This is a genomic window from Brachybacterium paraconglomeratum (genome assembly GCF_039541415.1).
Classification (GTDB): Bacteria; Actinomycetota; Actinomycetes; order Actinomycetales; family Dermabacteraceae; genus Brachybacterium; species Brachybacterium paraconglomeratum_A.
Window position 1 is genome coordinate 375,403 of sequence record NZ_BAABGE010000010.1, and the last position, 17,653, is coordinate 393,055.

A 17,653-nucleotide genomic window follows, 5' to 3' on the forward strand; every position below is an offset into this window, starting at 1 on the left:
ATGCTCCAGATCACGGCACGGGACCTCGCCGCACTGACAGACGGCACCCTCGTGGGAGGCGCCACGGGTGATGAGCTGATCACCGGCACCGCACAGATCGACTCTCGGCAGGTGGCGGCCGGAGATCTCTTCACCGCCTTCCGCGGCGAGCATGTGGACGGTCACGACTATCTCGACGCCGCTCAGCGCGCCGGCGCAGCGCTCGCGCTCGTGACCGAGGACCGCGGGCTGCCCGCAGTGCTGGTGCATGACGTGCAGTCCGCACTCACCGTGCTCGCCCACGCTCAGCTCGAGCGGGCCCGCGAGGAGAATCCGGAACTGGTGGTCCTCGCGGTCACCGGCAGCGCAGGCAAGACCGGGACCAAGGATCTGCTGGGCACGATCCTCTCTGCGCACGGACCCACCGTGGCGCCCGCCGGCAGCTTCAACAACGAGCTCGGGCTGCCGCTGACCGTGCTCCGGGTGACCTCTGAGACCCGCTACCTGGTGCTCGAGATGGGTGCACGCGGGATCGGTCATATCGCTGAGCTCACTGCGATCGCGCGCCCCGACATCGCACTGGTCCTCAACGTCGGCTCCGCACATATCGGCGAGTTCGGCAGCGTCAACGCGATCGCCCAGGCCAAGGGTGAGCTGGTCGAAGCGCTCGCCCCGAACGGTCGCGCCATCCTCAACGCCGAGGACCGACTGGTCCTCGCCATGGCCGAGCGCTCTGCTGCACCGGTGGTCAGCTGGGGATTCACCACCGGAGACGTGCGCGGCGCGGACCTCACCCTGGATCAGCGAGCCCGCGTGCGCTTCGACCTGGTGGTTCCCGACGGGCTGACCACGCTGCATGGGGAGCCCGTCGCCGCTGGTCGTTATGGAGTGCACCCGGACCTGCTCGGCGAGCACCAGGGCGCGAATGTGCTCGCGGCGCTCACCGCCGCGCTGTCCGCCGGGGTCGACCCCGCCACGGCCGCAGCGGCTCTCGAAGGCGCCACCCTCGCCTCCGGCCAGCGGATGCAGGTGCTCGAAGCCGCCGGCGTCCTGGTCATCGACGACGCCTACAACGCCAACCCCGACTCCATGCGACAGGCGCTCAAGACCCTTGCCCATCTCGGCCGCAGCCACCGCACCATCGCTGTGCTCGGCGAGATGCTCGAGCTGGGCGGGGACAGCGTGCGACTGCACGACGAGATCGGCCGGCTCGTCGTGCGCCTGAACATCGGGCAGCTGTACGCGATCGGCGATGGCGCGGCACCGATCCACCACGGCGCGAGCCTCGAGGGCAGCTTCGGCGGCGAGTCCGAATTCCTCGACACCGTCGATGAGGCGGTCGCTGTGCTAGAACGTACGGTGCAGCCGGGCGACGTCGTGCTGCTGAAGTCCTCGCGTGATGCGGGACTGCGAAAGATCGCCGCGCCCCTCATCGAGTGCCTCTCCCGGCGCGGCGACCACCTCGAGGTCGGCCCGACGCAGAACGGAGACGACCAGTGATCGCGATCATCATCTCCGGTGCCATCGCCGGAGCCCTCTCCATCTTCGGCACTCCGCTGTTCATCAAGGTGCTCCAGCGCCGCGGATATGGCCAGTTCGTCCGCGACGACGGCCCCACCTCCCACGCCACCAAGCGCGGCACCCCCACCATGGGCGGGGTCGCGATCATCCTGGCGGTGCTGGTCGCCTACTTCCTCACCCACCTGGTGCTCTGGACCGCACCCAGCGTCTCGGTGCTGCTGGTGCTCTTCCTCGCCGTGGGCCTCGGGGTGGTCGGCTTCCTCGACGACTACCTGAAGATCTCCCAGCAGGACAGCACCGGCCTGCGGCCGCGCTACAAGCTGCTCGGGCAGTTCGTGGTCGCCACCGCGTTCGCAGTGATGGCACTGCTGTTCCCGGACGAGAACGGAGCCACCCCGGCCTCGTCCCATATCTCCTTCGTGCGCGACATCCCCTGGCTGGACCTCGCGTTCATGGGCAGCGTGGTCGGCTTCCTGCTCTTCGCCATCTGGGCGAACTTCCTGGTCGCCGCCTGGTCCAACGGCGTGAACCTCACCGATGGGCTCGATGGCTTGGCCAGCGGCGCAACGATCATCTTCACCGGTGCCTACCTGATCATCAGCTTCTGGCAGTGGCGTCAGGTCTGCAACGTCGACCTCGACGCCGGGGGAGTGGTCCACTGCTACGAGGCCCGTGACCCGTTGGACACCGCAGTGCTCTGCGCAGCGATCATCGGCGCCTGCGTCGGCTTCCTGTGGTGGAACACCTCGCCCGCCAAGATCTTCATGGGCGACACCGGATCCCTCGCCCTCGGCGGCGCGATCGCGGGCCTCACGATCGTCTCCCGCACCGAGGTCCTCGGCGCGATCATCGGCGGCCTGTTCGTGATCATCTCGCTGTCGGTCATCATCCAGGTCACCAGCTTCAAACTCACCGGCAAGCGAGTGTTCCGGATGGCCCCGCTGCAGCATCACTTCGAGCTCAAGGGCTGGAACGAGGTCACCATCGTGGTGCGCTTCTGGATCGTGGCCGGGATCCTCGCGGGACTGGGCCTGGGCATCTTCTACCTCGACGCCCTACCCAGGCTCACCTCATGACCAGCGGCGCCAGCATCCCGTTGCTGGAACGGTCCTGGCCGGGCCTGGACGTCAGCGGGCTGCGGATCCTGGTGACCGGATTCGGCGTCTCCGGCTATGCGATCGCCGATCAGACCATGCAGCGCGGCGCCCACGTGCTCGTGGTCGACGGCACCGACACCCCGGAGCTGCGCGAACGCGCGCAGATCCTCGAGGTGCTCGGGGTGCAGTTCCGCCTGGGCCAGGAGCACACGCTCGAGCTGCCCCAGGGCGCCAAGATCGATCTGGTCGTCACCTCCCCGGGCTGGCGCCCGGAGCAGCCGCTGCTGGCCGCGGCACAGGCTGCCGGGATCCCGGTGTGGAGTGAGATCGAGCTGGCCCGCCGCATGCAGGCCGCCGACGGCCCCGCCTGGCTCGGCATCACCGGCACCAACGGCAAGACCACCACCGTCACGATGCTCGAATCGATCCTCCAGCATGCCGGTCTGCGCGCCGTCGCCTGCGGCAATGTCGGGCTGCCGGTGATCGAGGCGGCGCTGGACCCCGAGGGGTTCGACGTGCTCGCCCTCGAGCTCTCCAGCTTCCAGCTCCACTGGACCGAGCACCTGGACTGCGAAGCCGCGGTGGTGCTGAACATCAGCCCTGATCACCTCGACTGGCACGGCGGCGCTGATGCCTACGCCGCAGCCAAGGGACGGATCTTCGAGGGCGTGCGCACCGCATGCGTGTACAACACCGCAGATTCGGCCACCCTGCATCTTGTCGAGGAAGCGGATGTTCTCGACGGCGCACGCGCCGTGGGCCTCACGCTCGGGCCCCCCGCCGTCTCCGAACTGGGCGTGATCGATGGCGTGCTGGTGGACCGTGCCTTCCTCGCCGAACGCCGCCACTCCGCGATAGAGCTCGCCACCCTCGCCGATCTCGCTCATCTGGGCCCGCAGGGCGCAGGACCCCATCTCGTGCTCGACGCCCTGGCCGCCGCGGCTCTCGCGCGCGCACACGGGGTCGAACCCCTCGCAGTGCGAGACGGTCTGCGCGCCTTCCGCATGGGCAGCCACCGCGCCCAGCATCTCGTCACCATCGACGGGATCAGCTTCGTCGACGACACCAAGGCGACCAACCCGGCGGCGGCCGCCGCGTCTCTGCGCTCCGCCGAGCGCGTGGTCTGGCTCGCCGGGGGTGACACCAAGGGCGCTGATCTGGACGCACTGATCGCCGGCGCGCGCGACCGCCTGGTCGGTGTGGTGCTGCTCGGCGCCGATGACGCACCGTTCACCGCCGCCCTGTCGCGACACGCTCCCGAGATCCCCGTCCGACGCATCGATCCGGGCGACACTGGCGATGTCGCCGGGCGCTCCCGGATGATGGACGACGCGGTGCAGGCTGCTCGCGCCCTCGCCTCGGCGGGGGACGTGGTGCTGCTGGCTCCTGCGGCCGCCTCCATCGACCAGTTCCGTGACTACGCGGAGCGGGGGGATCTGTTCGCGGCGGCTGTGACCCGACTGCCAGGAGAGCGCGCATGACCATGGAGGAGACCCGACGGGAATCCCGCGGGGATGCCCGCCGCTCCGTTGGCGTGGTGCGGCCCGATGAGGACCACCCGCTGGGGAACATCAGTGGCCGTGTCCGTGATGGGGTCGGCACCTGGCTGAAGTCACCGGCGCTGGACTTCTACGGACTCATCGTGGTCGGCGCGCTGCTGATCAGCGTGGGCCTGGTGATGGTGCTGTCCTCCAGCTCGGTCGGAAACATCTCCCGCGGCGACTCGGGCTTCGCCGGGCTGCTGCGCCAGGGCACCTTCGCCGGGATGGGCCTGGTGGGCCTGATCATCGCGGCGCTGCTGCCACCGGGCTTCTATCGCAAGGCCGCCTGGATCCTGTTCGCGCTCGGGCTCCTGCTGCAGTGCCTGGTGCACGTCCCCGGCCTCGGCGTCGAGGTGTACGGCAACCGCAACTGGATCCAGATCGGCTCCCAACGGCTCCAGCCCTCGGAGTTCCTCAAGCTCGCGCTCGCTGTCTGGATCGGCGCTGTGCTGGCGATGAAGCGGCCGCTGCTGCACAAGCCCTTCCACCTGTTCATCCCGCTCGCACCGGGTGTCGCTGCAGCGCTCGGGCTGGTGGTGCTCGGGCACGACCTCGGCACCACCTTGGTGATGGCCATGCTGGTCGCCGGCGCCGTCTGGGTCGCCGGAGTCCCGCGACGCTGGTTCCTGGCCGCCGGGGTCGCCGGGCTGATCGGGGTCGTCGCGCTCACGATCACCAGCGGCAACCGCATGGCGCGCATCAACAACTGGATCCATGGCACCTGCCCGGGCGACTCCTGCCTCCAATCGGATCAGGGCCTGATGGGGCTGGCCGAGGGTGGATGGTGGGGCGTCGGCCTCGGGCAGTCCCGCCAGAAGTGGGGACGGCTGCCAGCTGCCGAGGACGACTACATCTTCGCGATCCTTGGCGAGGAGCTCGGCCTGATCGGCACCCTCGGCGTGGTGCTGCTGTTCACCGTCCTCGCCCTGCTGATGTTCCGCATGATCACTCGCCTGGATGACCACTTCATGCAGATCACCGTGGCCGGCATCAGCGCCTGGCTGCTCGGACAGGCCTTCGTGAACATGATGGTCGTCACCGGGCTGCTGCCCGTGATCGGGGTCCCGCTGCCGTTCATCTCCTCGGGTGGCTCCGCCCTGCTCGCCTCCATGATCGCTCTGGGGATGCTGATCTCCTTCGCCCGGCGCGAGCCCGGCGCCGAGGAGGCGATCGGGGCCCGGCTCAGCTCGGTGCGCCGATCGATCAGCGTGCTGCCCGCGCCACGCGAGCGCGCTGTGGCAGGTGCCCCCACCCCGGCACGCAGCTCCTCCCGGTCGCCGCGGAAGGCTGCCCAGCGCGGCGCGTCAGGGAAGAGTGCGAGCTCCGCCAGGTCGGCCACGACCTCCACCTCCGCCAAGCCCGCCCAGCGCGCCGGCGCCGCGACGAGCCCGAAGCCCGCGACGAGCCCGAAGTCCACGAAGAGCCCGACGGCCTCGAAGCGCTCGTCCACCGCGCAGCGCTCGTCCACCTCCCGCTCGCGGCGCTCGGGCCGCGGTTCCGCCCCCTCCTCCCGGAAGTCCTGATGCCCACCTCCACGCCCCGCATCCTGCTGGCCGGGGGTGGCAGCGCCGGGCACGTGTCCCCGCTGCTGGCCACCGCCGCGCAGATCACCCACAGCTGCCCGGAGGCCGAGGTGATCGTGCTCGGCACCCAGGAGGGGCTCGAGGCCGATCTGGTGCCCGCGGCCGGCTATGAGCTGGTCACCATCGACAAGGTGCCCTTCCCGCGCCGCCCGAACGGGGATGCGCTGCGTTTTCCGGGCCGATTCGGCGCGACCCTGCGCAGTGTCCGCACCCTGCTGCGCGAGCGGGAGATCGACGTGGTGGCAGGATTCGGCGGCTATGTCTGCCCGCCCGCCTATCTCGCCGCCGCCTCGCTGCGTCGCCCGCTGGTGGTCCATGAGGCGAACCGTCGGCCCGGCCTGGCCAATCGGCTCGGAGCCCGTCGCGCCGCTGCCGTGCTCACCGCCTTCGAGGGCTCGAGCCTGCCCGGCGCCCGGCGCATCGGAATGCCGATGCGGGAGGGCATCGCCCATCTCGACCGCGCCGCTCGCCGTGAGCAGGCCGTGCGCGGCTTCGGGCTGGACCCCGCCCGCCCCGTGCTGCTGGCCACCGGCGGCTCCCTCGGGGCTCTGCGCCTGAACACGGCGGTGGCCGAGGCCGCCGCCGCCTTCATCGAGAACGGGGCGCAGATCCTGCACGTCACCGGTCGAGGCAAGGCCGGGGGCATGCCCGAGCTGGAGGGCTACGAGGTGGTCGAGTACGTCGGTGCGATGGAGGACGCCTACGCCGCCGCGGATCTCGCCCTGACCCGTTCCGGAGCCGGGACGGTCTGCGAGCTCACCGCCGTCGGCCTGCCCGCAGTGCTGGTGCCGCTGCCCATCGGCAATGGCGAGCAGGCGCTGAACGGCGAGCAGGTGGTCGCCGCGGGCGGCGCCCTGATGATCGCCGACGGAGAGCTCGATGCGGCCTCTCTGCGCGAGCAGGTGCTGCCGCTGCTGCGCGATCAGGACCGGCTGTCGGCGATGGCTGAGGCCTCCCGCGCCTTCGGCATCACCGACGCCGCCGAGGTGATGGCCGACGTGGTGACCGGGGTCGCACGCCGAGCCTGACCCAGGCAGCCCGGCGAGCGGATTACGGTGGCCCCATGACTTCAGGCCTCGAGCACGCCCCTTCCCCGCAGGTGATGCCCCGCACGATTCTGCGTGCCGGGGAGGTCATCACCCAGTCGGACTGGCCCACCGATCTCGAGGTGCGCTCGGTGCATGTGGTGCGCATCGGTGGGGCGGGCATGAGCGCTGTCGCCCGCCTCGCGCTCGAGACCGGGCTCGAGGTCAGCGGCTCCGACTCCCAGGACGGCCAGTTCATCGCCCCGTTGCGGGAGGCCGGCGCCCGCATCGGCATCGGCTTCGACGCCTCCCTGCTCGCCGCGAGCCTCGACCTGGTGATCGTCTCCACCGCAGTGCGGGCCGACAACCCCGAGGTGCTGGCAGCCCGGGAGCGCGGGATCCCCGTCATCCACCGCGCCGCCGCCCTGGCCGGACTGCTCCGGGACCGTGACCTGGTCGCCGTCGCCGGCACCCACGGCAAGACGACCACCACCGGAATGGCGGTGTCTGCGCTGCGCGGCGCGGGAGTCGACCCGGCCTGGGCGCTCGGGGCGGCCGTTCCGGATCTCGGCCGCAACGCTGGTCTCGGCGCATCGCCGTCGGCACCCTCCCCGAGCACGGGCCTCGCGGTCGTCGAGGCGGATGAGTCCGACGGCTCCTTCCTCGCCTTCGCCCCGCGCTCCCTGGTGGTCACCAACCTCGAGCCCGACCATCTCGACTTCCACGGCGACGCCGCCACCCTCACCGCGGCCTTCGACGCCCTCACCGCGCAGCTCGTCCCCGGTGGCACGCTCGTGGTGTGCGCCGATGATCCGGGCGCCCTTGCGCTCGGCGAGCGGGCCCGGGCCCGTGGCGTCGCCGTCGTGCATTACGGCACCGCTGCGGAGGCTGAGTGGGCGCTGCGGGAGGAGCGCAGCGGGCCCCGCGGGGCCGAGGTCGAGATCGACACTCCCCACGGTCCGCTGACCATCCAGCTGGCGGTGACCGGCCACCACAACGTCCTTAACGCCCTCGGGGCCCTCGCCGCCACCGCAGCGGCCGCGCCCGATGCCGCCGTGGACGCACTCGCCGCGGGACTCGCGACCTTCACCGGGGCCTCGCGCCGCTTCGATGTGGCCGGGACCGCCGGGGGAGTGACCGTCGTCGACGACTACGCGCATCATCCCCGCGAGGTCGCCGCGACCATCGCCGCCGCTCGCGGCATCGTCGCCTCGCAGTCGGGTCCCGGCCGTGTGCTCGTCGTGTTCCAGCCCCACCTGTTCTCGCGCACCCGTGATTTCGCGATCGACTTCGCCGCCGCGCTCTCGGCCGCCGACCACGCCTGGGTGCTGCCCGTCTTCGCCGCTCGCGAGGATCCTGACCCCACGGTCGATGCGCGGACCATCACCGATCTCGCCGCCGCGTCCGTCATGGCGATCTCCGCCGGAACGGAGCTCACCGACCAGGTGGTCGCCGAGGCGCAGCCCGGTGACCTGCTGCTCATGCTCGGAGCCGGTGACATCGTGGAGATCACGCCCGCACTGATGACCGCTCTGCGCGACCGCGAGAACCGCAGCTGATGGCCCGCCGCCCTCACGCCCCGAAGCCGCGGCAGGACGCTCGGCGCCCCCGCCCCACCCCGACGCCGACGCCGCGACAGGGCGCGTCCGCCCCGTCGTCCACGACCCCGTCGGCGCCGCCTGCGCGTTCGGCACGGCCTGATCGCTCGGCACCGCCCGCTCGCTCAGCACGCCCCGCTCGTTCCGCACCGCCTGAACCCTCTGCCCCGTCTGCGCGCTCCGCGCCGTCCGCTCCTCAGGCGCACTCCGGCCCGTCGCCGTCGCCGGCTCCCCGTGGCCGCACCGTCGGCCGCTCCCAGCCCTCCGCGCTGCGCTCCGCGGAATCCTCCGCACCGGCTGCGGGCTCGCCCACGGCAGGGGCGGAGAGCGGCGGGCGGGTGGTGCAGGCCTCCGAACGCTTCCGAGAGCTGGTGGCCGGCAGGCCCTGGCGGCGGCGCCGTCGCGCGATCCTCGCCGGTGTGCTGATCACCGTGCTGGTGCTGGTCGCCGCCGGAGTCACGGCGATCTTCCTGCCCGCGCTGCAGGTGCAGAGCATCACGGTCGAGGGCGCCGGCTACGTGGCCGAGCAGGAGGTCCGCGAGGCAACCTCCGCGCGCGCCGACGGCAGCATGCTGCTGCTGGCCACCGGGGCGATCGCCGAGGACGTCTCCGCGATACCCGGTGTCGAGTCGGCCGAGGTCGAGCGGATCTGGCCGGATGGCGTGCGGGTGCGGATCACCGAGGCCGCCCCGGTCGGACTGCTCACGAAGGCCGACGGCACCACGGCTGTGGTCGATGCCGGCGGTCAGGAGCTGCCGCCCGCCGCGGGCGAGGGAGCCTCGCTGGTCCCGCTCGTCGTCGCCGGAGGGTCGGCGGATCCCGAGGGCGCGGCCGCGGCGATGACCGATGTCATGGCGGGGATGCCCGAGCCTCTGCGCGGAGCCGTGCAGGAGGTCACCGCGTCCAGCCAGAGCGACGTGACGGTGGTGCTCTCCCTCGAGGACGGCGGCACCAAGACCGTCGTCTGGGGAGATGCCCGCGACGCGGAGCTCAAGGCCGAGGTGGTCCAGGCGCTGCTCGGCCAGCCGGGCACCGTCATCGATGTCTCCTCGCCGGTGGCTCCGGTCACCCGGTGACGGAATTCGAGGCTGTGGCGGTGATCTCGCCCGCCCTCGAGGGACGACACGCGCACGTGGTGTTTGCGCGCAGGTGATTGCGTCCCTAGCGTCAGAGGAAAGGAGAAGCGCCCCGAAGTCCTAACCTCAACTCGAGGTCTAGGGTTTTGGAAGTCCACGACCAGGTGCGACGCAGGCCCCCTCCTCGGATGAACGACAAGAGCAAGGACCAATTGTGGCCGGAACCCAGATCTCACTCGCAGTCATCAAGGTCGTCGGCGTCGGCGGCGGAGGTGTCAACGCCGTCAACCGCATGATCGAGTCCGGCCTCAAGGGCGTCGAATTCATCGCGATCAACACCGACGCCCAGGCACTTCTGATGTCCGATGCGGATGTCAAGCTCGACGTCGGCAAGGAGATCACCCGCGGCCTCGGCGCCGGCGCCGATCCCGAGGTGGGCAAGCGTGCCGCCGAGGACCACGCGGAGGAGATCGAAGAGGTCCTCCGCGGGGCCGACATGGTCTTCGTGACCGCCGGCGAAGGCGGCGGCACCGGCACCGGCGGCGCGCCCGTCGTGGCGAAGATCGCCCGCAGCCTCGGCGCCCTCACCATCGGTGTGGTCACCCGCCCGTTCACCTTCGAGGGCCGTCGCCGCTCGACCCAGGCCGAGTCCGGCATCGCCGCACTGCAGGCCGAGGTCGACACCCTCATCGTGATCCCCAACGACCGCCTGCTGTCCATCGCGGACAAGCAGGTCTCGATGCTCGACGCCTTCAAGAGCGCGGACACGGTCCTTCTGAACGGTGTCCAGGGCATCACCGACCTGATCACCACCCCGGGTCTGATCAACCTGGACTTCGCCGACGTCAAGTCCGTCATGCAGGGCGCCGGCAGCGCCCTGATGGGCATCGGTTCGGCACGCGGTGAGGACCGCGCCCTGCAGGCCGCCGAGCTCGCAGTCTCCAGCCCGCTGCTCGAAGCCTCGATCGACGGCGCCTACGGCGTGCTGCTCTCCATCCAGGGTGGCAGCGACCTCGGCCTCTACGAGGTCTCGGAAGCCGCACGCCTGGTCCAGGAGGCCGCTCACCCCGACGCCAACATCATCTTCGGCTCCGTCATCGACGATGCCCTGGGCGACGAGGTCCGCGTGACCGTGATCGCGGCCGGCTTCGAGGGCGGCGGTCCGGCGCAGCGTCAGGACGTCACCCCGCAGCAGCGCCCCGCCCCCCGTGCCGAGCAGCCGCGCGCCGAGCAGCCCCGCGCCGCGGCGCAGCGTCCTCCCCTCCAGGAGCAGCGTGCTGCTGCCGGAGCGGCCGGCTCCGGCGCTCCCGGTGCCTGGGGTCTGCCGCAGCAGGCCTTCTCCCCGTCGCGGCAGAGTGCGACCGAGCCCGAGACCGAGGTCCTCGACGCCGCTGACACCGAGGACGGGCAGTATGCGCAGCAGGAGCGGACCGCTCCCCAGCCCGCGCCCCGGGCTCCCGAGCAGGCGCGCCCCCCGCACATCGAGGAGCCGCCGGCGGACGACGACGATCTCGATCTGCCGTCCTTCCTCAAGTGACCTCAGCACTTCCTGCACGGGCCTCGCGACTTCGCGGGGCCCGTGCCCTGTTCACGGGGCGTGAAGGCGGGGTCAGCACGGGGGAGCACGCCGGGCTGAACCTCGCCCGCCATGTCGGGGACGAGGAGCACGCCGTCACCCGCAATCGGGAGCTGCTCGAGGCAGAGCTCGGAGTGCCGCTGGTCTTCGTGAACCAGGTGCATTCCGCAGAGGTCCATGCGCTGCCCCCGACGGGGATGGCGCCGGTGGTCACCGCTGACGCCCTGGTCACCGATCGCCGGGACGTGGCGCTCGCGATCATGGTCGCCGACTGCCTGCCGGTGCTGCTGAGCGATCCCGTCTCCGGCACGATCGCGGCCGCCCATGCCGGGCGTGCGGGCCTGCTGGGCGGGGTGCTGCAGCGCACCCTCGAGGTGATGGCGGAGTTCGGGGCACGACCTGCGGATCTCACGGCCAGCATCGGACCCGCGATCTGCGGAGCCTGCTACGAGGTGCCCGCGGCGATGCGGGAGGAAGCGGCGCAGCAGCTCCCCGCCACCCGGGCATCCACCTCCTGGGGAACACCGTCCCTGGACCTGCGAGCCGGTGCGGTCGCGGTGCTCTCCGCGGCGGGCATCCCGCGCGACGCCATCGACACGGACCACCCCTGCACCCTCGAAGAGGAACGCTTCTACTCCTATCGCCGCCAGGCCCGCACCGGGCGCTTCGCCGGCGTCCTGCGCCACGTGTGAGGTACAGCCCGGTGGGTGGGAGCCGAGTCGGTCCGGTCAGGGGGGGGGAGCGCGCGAGGCCTGTGAGGGAGTGATGTGTGGAACTCCCGCACGGCCAGACATGCGCACGACACGCCGGGCGCCTCCCTGCGTCGAGGAAATCGCTGCGGTAGTTTCAACGGGTAAGGGCTCCCGCGCACTCCCCGTGCTTCCCTGGGGCCCAGGTCAGCGTGAACAACAGACTGGGAGATCTGCGATGGGAACCTGGCGCAACGCCATGGTCGCACTCGGCCTCGCCAACGAGGTCGATGACGAGTACTACGAGGACGAACGGCTCCGCCATGACGAGGTCGCCGCACCGTCCCGCCGCACCGAGCGTGGCCCCGAGGCCGCACCAGAACGGGAGGCCCAGGTGACCCCGATCCGTCAGCATTCGAACATGGTGGCCATGGCCCCGGCAGTGGAGGAGTCGATGCACCGCATCACCACGATCCATCCGCGGTCCTACAACGACGCCAAGGCGATCGGCGAGTCGTTCCGTGACGGTGTCCCCGTCATCATGAACCTCTCCGATATGCCCGACGGCGACGCCAAGCGCATGGTCGACTTCTCGGCCGGTCTGGTCTTCGGCCTGCGCGGCACCATCGAGCGCGTGACCTCCAAGGTGTTCCTGCTCTCCCCGGAGTTCGTCCAGGTCGACGGGGACGCCTCGGCCGACGAGGGCAGCTTCTACAACCAGAGCTGAGCGGTTTCCATGCAGATCGTTGCAGGAGTGCTGTACCTCGCAGTGCTGGTCTATCTGCTCCTGCTGATCACCCGTCTGGTGCTCGAGTGGATCCAGTCCTATGCGAGGGAGTATCGGCCTTCGGGGCTGGTTCTTGTTCTGTTCGAGATCGTCTACACGCTGACCGATCCTCCCGTGCTGGGGCTGCGGCGCCTGATCCCGCCTCTGCGGATCGGTGCGGTGGCTCTCGACCTCAGCCTGATGATCCTCCTGGTCCTCGGATGGATCCTGCTGCGGGTGCTCGGCGGATTGGCGATGTGAGGAGACTCCGGTCCAGGAACCTCGGCACTATCCGCTAGGCTTGAGCGCGTCGCGCCCACCGCGCATCTGATTTCCGCACTAAGAAAAGGTGACCCATGGCTCTGATGCCCGAAGACCTACAGAATCAGCGGTTCACGCCGGTCCGGTTCTCGGAGGGCTACGACATGGACGAGGTCGACAACTTCCTCGACAACGACGTGGAACCCCGCCTCAAGGAGCTCCTGGCTGAGAATGATCGCCTGAAGAAGGAGCTCGAAGAGGCTCACAACCGCATTGCTGAGCTCGAGTCCGGCGCAGGTGCGGCGGCTCCCGTCGCTGATGTGTCCGCGACCGGCGAGACCGACGCGATCATCGACACCACGCCCGTCAGCGCTGCGGACGACGCAGAGCTCGATGCCACCGCGTCGCAGCCCGTCGTCGAGGATGAGCCCGTCGTCGAGCAGCCTGCCCCCGTGGCGGCGCCCGCACCGGAGTCGCCCGATCAGTCCGCCGCCGGCATCATCGCCCTGGCGAACCGTCTGCACGACGAGTACGTCAAGAACGGCGAGGACGAGCGCGATCGTCTGATCGGCGAGGCCAACGACGAGCACATGCGCATCGTCGGCGACGCCGAGGAGAAGTCCCGCACCACGCTCGCCGAGCTCGAGACCAAGAAGGCCGAGCTCGACAAGACCATCGAGGGTCTGCGCAACTTCGAGCGCGACTACCGCAACCGTCTGCGCAACTACCTCGAGAACCAGCTCAGCGATCTCGACAGCAGTGAGACGCAGGACAAGCAGGCGAACTTCGGTCTGTGAACGCCCCTGCTTCCACGCCGACGAGCGCCGGGCCCACGGGGTCCGGCGCTCGTCGCCGTCTGAGCCGAGGAACTGTCCTCGGCACCATCGCCGTGATTGCCGCGGTCCTGGCCGTGATCGACCAGATCACGAAGAACTGGGCGGTGGAGAATCTGCCGCTGCTGGATCCTCAGCCGTTCCTCGGTGAGGTCCTCCAGCTGACCCTGCTGTACAACAGCGGGGCAGCCTGGGGGATGGGAGCGGAGATCACTCCGGTGGTCACCTGCCTGCAGATCGCGATCGTGATCGGCGTGATCGTCTTCGCGCTCAAGGCGGTCCGCTCGCCCTGGTACACCGCGGCTCTCGGCCTCATCATGGGCGGTGCGCTGGGCAACATCCATGATCGGCTGCTGCGCGATCCGGGCCCTTTCCACGGCGCTGTCGTCGACTTCCTCGAACTGCCCAACTGGCCCGTGTTCAACGTGGCCGATATGGCCGTGGTGGGCGGCGCGATCCTGATCGTGGCGCTGGGCCTGTTCGGGGTCGACTCGGATCCGGCGCACGCTGACGCCGCTGATGCGGCCGCCGAGGCTGCTGCCGACGACACTGCGCCGGAGAAGCCATGAGTGCCTCCCGCACGCTGATGGTGCCCGAAGGGCTCGCCGGGGAACGGATCGACGTCGGCATCTCCCGGATGCTGGGCCTCTCCCGCACCCGCGCCGCGGAACTGGTCAGCAACGGCGGTGTCCTGGTCGACGGGCAGGTCCCGGCCCGCTCCACCCGGCTCGAGCCCGGCACGATGGTCTACGTCGAGCTGCCGGACGAGAAGCCCGCCGTGGAGGTCCGGCCCCAGATCGCCGAGGGCATGAGCCTGATCCACCAGGATGACGACATCGTGGTGATCGACAAGCCTGTCGGCGTCGCCGCGCACCCGAGCGCCGGTTGGTCCGGTCCCACGGTGCTGGGTCATCTGGCCGCCGCAGGCGTGGGCATCCGCACCACCGGTGACGCGGAGCGGCAGGGCATCGTGAGCCGCCTGGACGTGGGCACCAGCGGGCTGATGGTGGTCGCCCGCACCGAGCGCGCCTACACCACGCTGAAGGACGCCTTCCGTGCCCGCGAGGTCGGGAAGATCTATCACGCGGTCTGCCAGGGCACTCCGGAGCAGCCGTCGGGCACCATCGAGGCCGCCATCGGGCGCTCCCCGCAGCACGACTATAAGTTCGCGGTGCGCAGCGACGGCAAGCACTCGGTGACCCATTACGAGACGCTCGAAGCCCTGCAGGGCGCGACTCTGCTGAAGGTGGGCCTGGAGACGGGGCGCACCCATCAGATCCGGGTGCACATGGCAGCGCTGCATCATCCGCTGGTGGGTGACCCGATGTACGGCGCGGATCCTCGGCTCGCGGAGCAGGTGGGCCTGATCCGCCAATGGCTGCACGCGATGGAGCTGACCTTCGTCCACCCCGCCACCGGCGAGGAGGTCACCTTCGCCTCGCAGTACCCGGCAGATCTGCAGGCGGCGCTGGAGGCACTGCGGGGGCACTGAGCAGGGCATGCTCCGGGCGGGTGATCCGGAACTGCTCGTAGCTCCCGGTCACCCCGCGGAACACCTCCTGCTCCCCGCTGCCGGTGCTCCGCATCCCGATCCGTTGCAGGATCCGCAGCGATGCCGCATTCGCGGGCAAAGCCTCCGCCCACACCGACTCCAGGCCCAGCATCTCGAACGCGTGGGTGAGGGCCGCCTCTGCGACCGCGGTGCCGAGCCCCTGCCCCCAGCAGGAACTGGGACCGATCGCATAGCCGAGCTCGCGCTGCTCCGATCCTTCGCCGTGCAGATCGACATAGCCGATCAGCACCCGGTCCCGTTCGGCGCCCAGGCGCAGCAGCCCGGGCGGCGGGGAGCTGACCAAGCTGCGCCAGAAGCTGCGCAGCTCGGAATCGGGGAGGCCGGGCGTCCATCCGGCGTGCTCGACGAAGCGAGGGTCCTGCCCCCAGGAGGCGACGGTCGGGACATCATCCTCGCGCAGCGGGCGCAGGCGGATCACAGCGGTGGCGGGCACGCGCACAGTCTGGCAGGCGGTAGCGTCGAAGCATGAACGATGAGCAGACCTCCCGTGCGCTGACGCCCTCCCGAGAGGCGGCGCTGGACCGTGCCGACTTCCCCTTCCTGCGGGTCGCCCGCCGGCTGGGCATCAATCCCGCTGGCGCCGAGGCCATCTTGCGCGATGGCGATCAGGCCCGCGCGGCAGTGGCCGAGGCGGTGCGCACCTATCTCGCGGCGGACGACGACCGCCGTGCAGGTAAGGCTCCGTCGACGCCGATCGCGCTGGATCCGGACTTCCCGACCGGGGTGGGGATGGCGCTGGTCGGCGCCGCGGTGCTGTGGGAAGCCCGCGATCTGGTCCCGCAGGTGGCCCTCCGGGTCGCCAAGGACCAGTACGAGGACGGAGCCGACGAACTGGCGGCGAGCTACATCGCCCTGGTGCAGGAATCCGTGGACCCGGGGGAGGATTCCCACGATGACGCCGTGGCCTGGGCGGCGCAGTCGCTGCTGGTCTCTGTGCTGCAGCGCTCGGGCAGCCCGGCCCAGGCCGAGGAGGTCGCCCGTGACCTCGTCGCCCATGCGATCCCGATCGAGCTGTGGCGTGATGATGACCCGACGCTGCCGGATGATTCGATGGCCTGGCACGGTGGTGCTTTCGTCGGTGGCATCCCGCCGCGCCGCGATGAGCGCTCGCTCAGCTTCGAGGACGTCCACGACTACCTGGACTCCCTGCTCCAGGACACCAGGCGGGAGCAGCAGGCGGAGGGTGAAGGCGCCGGGAGCTGAGTGGTCGGCGCAGATGCATCCCGCTCCGTAGGCTGTCCCCATGACCGAACCTCAGGGCGCCCTCCTCACGGGCAGCGTGAACTTCGATGATGCCGAGAAGACGATGCGCACGGTGGCAGAGATCCTCGGCCGCCACGTGCGCCGGATCCCCGACGGGGAGGTCGGGACACGATTCCACTGGATCATGTTCCAGCCAGACGTTCTCGGCCAGGCCGAAGGCATCGAACGCGTCGGAGAGCAGCCGATCCCCTTCGGGGCCGGCATCGATGCGCGGCCGCTGCGCCTTGCCGACGGCGTAGAGCCCGCCAGGATCGCGCTGCCGCCGCTCGGCTATGCCGCCGCAGCGAGAGAGTCCTACCCGATCTTCGCCCGGCTGCGCGAACAGGGAGTGATCGCGCCAGGGACCCGCTTCCAGGTCTCCCTGCCCACCCCGATCGCGGTGATCTCCTCCTTCTTCACCGGTGCGGACAGGGCCGCGATCGAACCGGTCTACACCGCCGCGCTGCTTCACGAGCTCGAGGAGATCCTCGAGGCGATCCCGCACGAGGACCTCGCGATCCAGTGGGACGTGGCCAGCGAGCTCGGCATCCTCGAGGGCGCCTCCGGCTATGGCAGCCCCATGGAGGGCTGGTGGAGCGGTGACCTGCTGGCCGGCATCGTGACCCGCCTCGCGGCACTGGTGGATGCGGTGCCGCTGGACATCGAGGTCGGGGTGCATCTCTGCTACGGCGACGCGGGGGAGCGGCACTTCGCCGAGCCGCGCGATGCCGCCACCCTGGTCCAGCTCGCCGACGCCCTGGTGGACAGCGCCGCCCGGCAGCTGACCTGGCTGCATCTGCCGGTCCCCATCGAGCGGGACGACGCGGCATACTTCGCCCCGCTCGCTCAGCTGCCACGACTCGATGAGCTGTACCTCGGGCTGGTGCACCGCGAGGATGGCGCCGAGGGAGCGCAGCGGCGCATCGCTGCAGCCTCCACCGCGCTGACACAGCCCTTCGGGGTGGCCACCGAGTGCGGGATCGGCCGTGCCCCGGAGGGCACCACCGAGGGGATCCTGCGCACCCACGCGGAGGTCGCCGCTCCCTGGTGAGTCCGCGGGGAGAACTCGCGAAGAGAGCAGCCGCTGCGGATGCTGCTGGACCGGTTGCCCGTCGGCAGAATGTCGTAGGGCGTTCGTAGCGTCAAGGCATGATCACCTCGAGCGAGACCCACGGCGATGAGCCGGGGTCGAGCGATTGCGCCGAGGCTGCGCAGGGGACTTTCTCGACGATCTGTTCCACTGTCTGGAAGATTTCGTCGAGGAACTCGTCGACGGGCGCTCCCACTGCGGTA

The 17,653-nt window shown here is 70.4% G+C and carries 17 protein-coding genes; 16 read left to right on the top strand and 1 reads right to left on the bottom strand.

What is annotated here, in order from left to right:
* The 14 genes from ABD893_RS16330 (at position 1) to ABD893_RS16395 (ending at position 15,037) form a co-directional block, all read left to right on the top strand.
* On the top strand, positions 1-1,479 hold the full coding sequence (locus ABD893_RS16330; RefSeq protein ID WP_345082801.1) for a UDP-N-acetylmuramoyl-tripeptide--D-alanyl-D-alanine ligase: 1,479 nt from the start codon (positions 1-3) through the stop codon (positions 1,477-1,479).
* Complete coding sequence (gene mraY / locus ABD893_RS16335; protein ID WP_345082804.1) at positions 1,476-2,576, top strand: phospho-N-acetylmuramoyl-pentapeptide-transferase; 1,101 nt, start codon at positions 1,476-1,478, stop codon at positions 2,574-2,576. Before ABD893_RS16330 ends, mraY begins: the two co-directional genes overlap by 4 nt.
* A complete protein-coding gene (gene murD, locus ABD893_RS16340; RefSeq protein ID WP_345082807.1) occupies positions 2,573-4,078 on the top strand; it encodes a UDP-N-acetylmuramoyl-L-alanine--D-glutamate ligase in 1,506 nt (501 codons plus the stop codon). Before mraY ends, murD begins: the two co-directional genes overlap by 4 nt.
* On the top strand, positions 4,075-5,661 hold the full coding sequence (ftsW, locus tag ABD893_RS16345; protein WP_345082810.1) for a putative lipid II flippase FtsW: 1,587 nt from the start codon (positions 4,075-4,077) through the stop codon (positions 5,659-5,661). The genes murD and ftsW overlap by 4 nt, the downstream gene beginning before the upstream one ends.
* Complete coding sequence (locus ABD893_RS16350) at positions 5,661-6,749, top strand: UDP-N-acetylglucosamine--N-acetylmuramyl-(pentapeptide) pyrophosphoryl-undecaprenol N-acetylglucosamine transferase (RefSeq protein WP_345082813.1); 1,089 nt, start codon at positions 5,661-5,663, stop codon at positions 6,747-6,749. Before ftsW ends, ABD893_RS16350 begins: the two co-directional genes overlap by 1 nt.
* A gap of 35 nt (positions 6,750-6,784) precedes the next feature.
* Positions 6,785-8,305 (top strand): UDP-N-acetylmuramate--L-alanine ligase, encoded by a 1,521-nt coding sequence (gene murC, locus ABD893_RS16355; RefSeq protein WP_345082816.1) that lies wholly within the window; start codon positions 6,785-6,787, stop codon positions 8,303-8,305.
* A gap of 377 nt (positions 8,306-8,682) precedes the next feature.
* Positions 8,683-9,420, top strand: coding sequence for a cell division protein FtsQ/DivIB (locus ABD893_RS16360; RefSeq protein WP_345082818.1), 738 nt, complete (start codon positions 8,683-8,685; stop codon positions 9,418-9,420).
* 214 nt (positions 9,421-9,634) lie between these two features.
* Positions 9,635-10,957, top strand: a complete 1,323-nt coding sequence (gene ftsZ, locus ABD893_RS16365) for a cell division protein FtsZ (RefSeq protein WP_345082821.1) — start codon at positions 9,635-9,637, stop codon at positions 10,955-10,957.
* A complete protein-coding gene (gene pgeF / locus ABD893_RS16370) occupies positions 10,954-11,688 on the top strand; it encodes a peptidoglycan editing factor PgeF (protein WP_345082824.1) in 735 nt (244 codons plus the stop codon). The genes ftsZ and pgeF overlap by 4 nt, the downstream gene beginning before the upstream one ends.
* A 235-nt stretch (positions 11,689-11,923) precedes the next feature.
* On the top strand, positions 11,924-12,412 hold the full coding sequence (locus tag ABD893_RS16375) for a cell division protein SepF (RefSeq protein ID WP_345082827.1): 489 nt from the start codon (positions 11,924-11,926) through the stop codon (positions 12,410-12,412).
* A 9-nt stretch (positions 12,413-12,421) separates the two neighbouring features.
* Complete coding sequence (locus tag ABD893_RS16380; protein WP_345082829.1) at positions 12,422-12,712, top strand: YggT family protein; 291 nt, start codon at positions 12,422-12,424, stop codon at positions 12,710-12,712.
* A 95-nt stretch (positions 12,713-12,807) separates the two neighbouring features.
* Entirely contained in the window at positions 12,808-13,509 is a 702-nt protein-coding gene (locus tag ABD893_RS16385) for a DivIVA domain-containing protein (protein WP_345082831.1), read from the top strand.
* Positions 13,506-14,114, top strand: a complete 609-nt coding sequence (gene lspA / locus ABD893_RS16390; RefSeq protein WP_345082834.1) for a signal peptidase II — start codon at positions 13,506-13,508, stop codon at positions 14,112-14,114. Before ABD893_RS16385 ends, lspA begins: the two co-directional genes overlap by 4 nt.
* Complete coding sequence (locus tag ABD893_RS16395) at positions 14,111-15,037, top strand: RluA family pseudouridine synthase (protein ID WP_345082836.1); 927 nt, start codon at positions 14,111-14,113, stop codon at positions 15,035-15,037. The genes lspA and ABD893_RS16395 overlap by 4 nt, the downstream gene beginning before the upstream one ends.
* Here the strand turns inward: ABD893_RS16395 and ABD893_RS16400 are convergent.
* A complete protein-coding gene (locus ABD893_RS16400; RefSeq protein ID WP_345082839.1) occupies positions 14,973-15,551 on the bottom strand; it encodes a GNAT family N-acetyltransferase in 579 nt (192 codons plus the stop codon). The two genes, ABD893_RS16395 and ABD893_RS16400, sit on opposite strands and share 65 nt — an antisense overlap.
* A gap of 32 nt (positions 15,552-15,583) precedes the next feature.
* On the opposite strand from ABD893_RS16400, the gene ABD893_RS16405 reads away from it, so the two are divergent.
* Both ABD893_RS16405 and ABD893_RS16410 read left to right on the top strand, forming a co-directional pair.
* A complete protein-coding gene (locus ABD893_RS16405; protein WP_345082842.1) occupies positions 15,584-16,321 on the top strand; it encodes a hypothetical protein in 738 nt (245 codons plus the stop codon).
* 40 nt (positions 16,322-16,361) lie between these two features.
* Complete coding sequence (locus ABD893_RS16410; RefSeq protein ID WP_345082845.1) at positions 16,362-17,411, top strand: uroporphyrinogen decarboxylase/cobalamine-independent methonine synthase family protein; 1,050 nt, start codon at positions 16,362-16,364, stop codon at positions 17,409-17,411.
* Positions 17,412-17,653 lie beyond the last annotated feature (242 nt).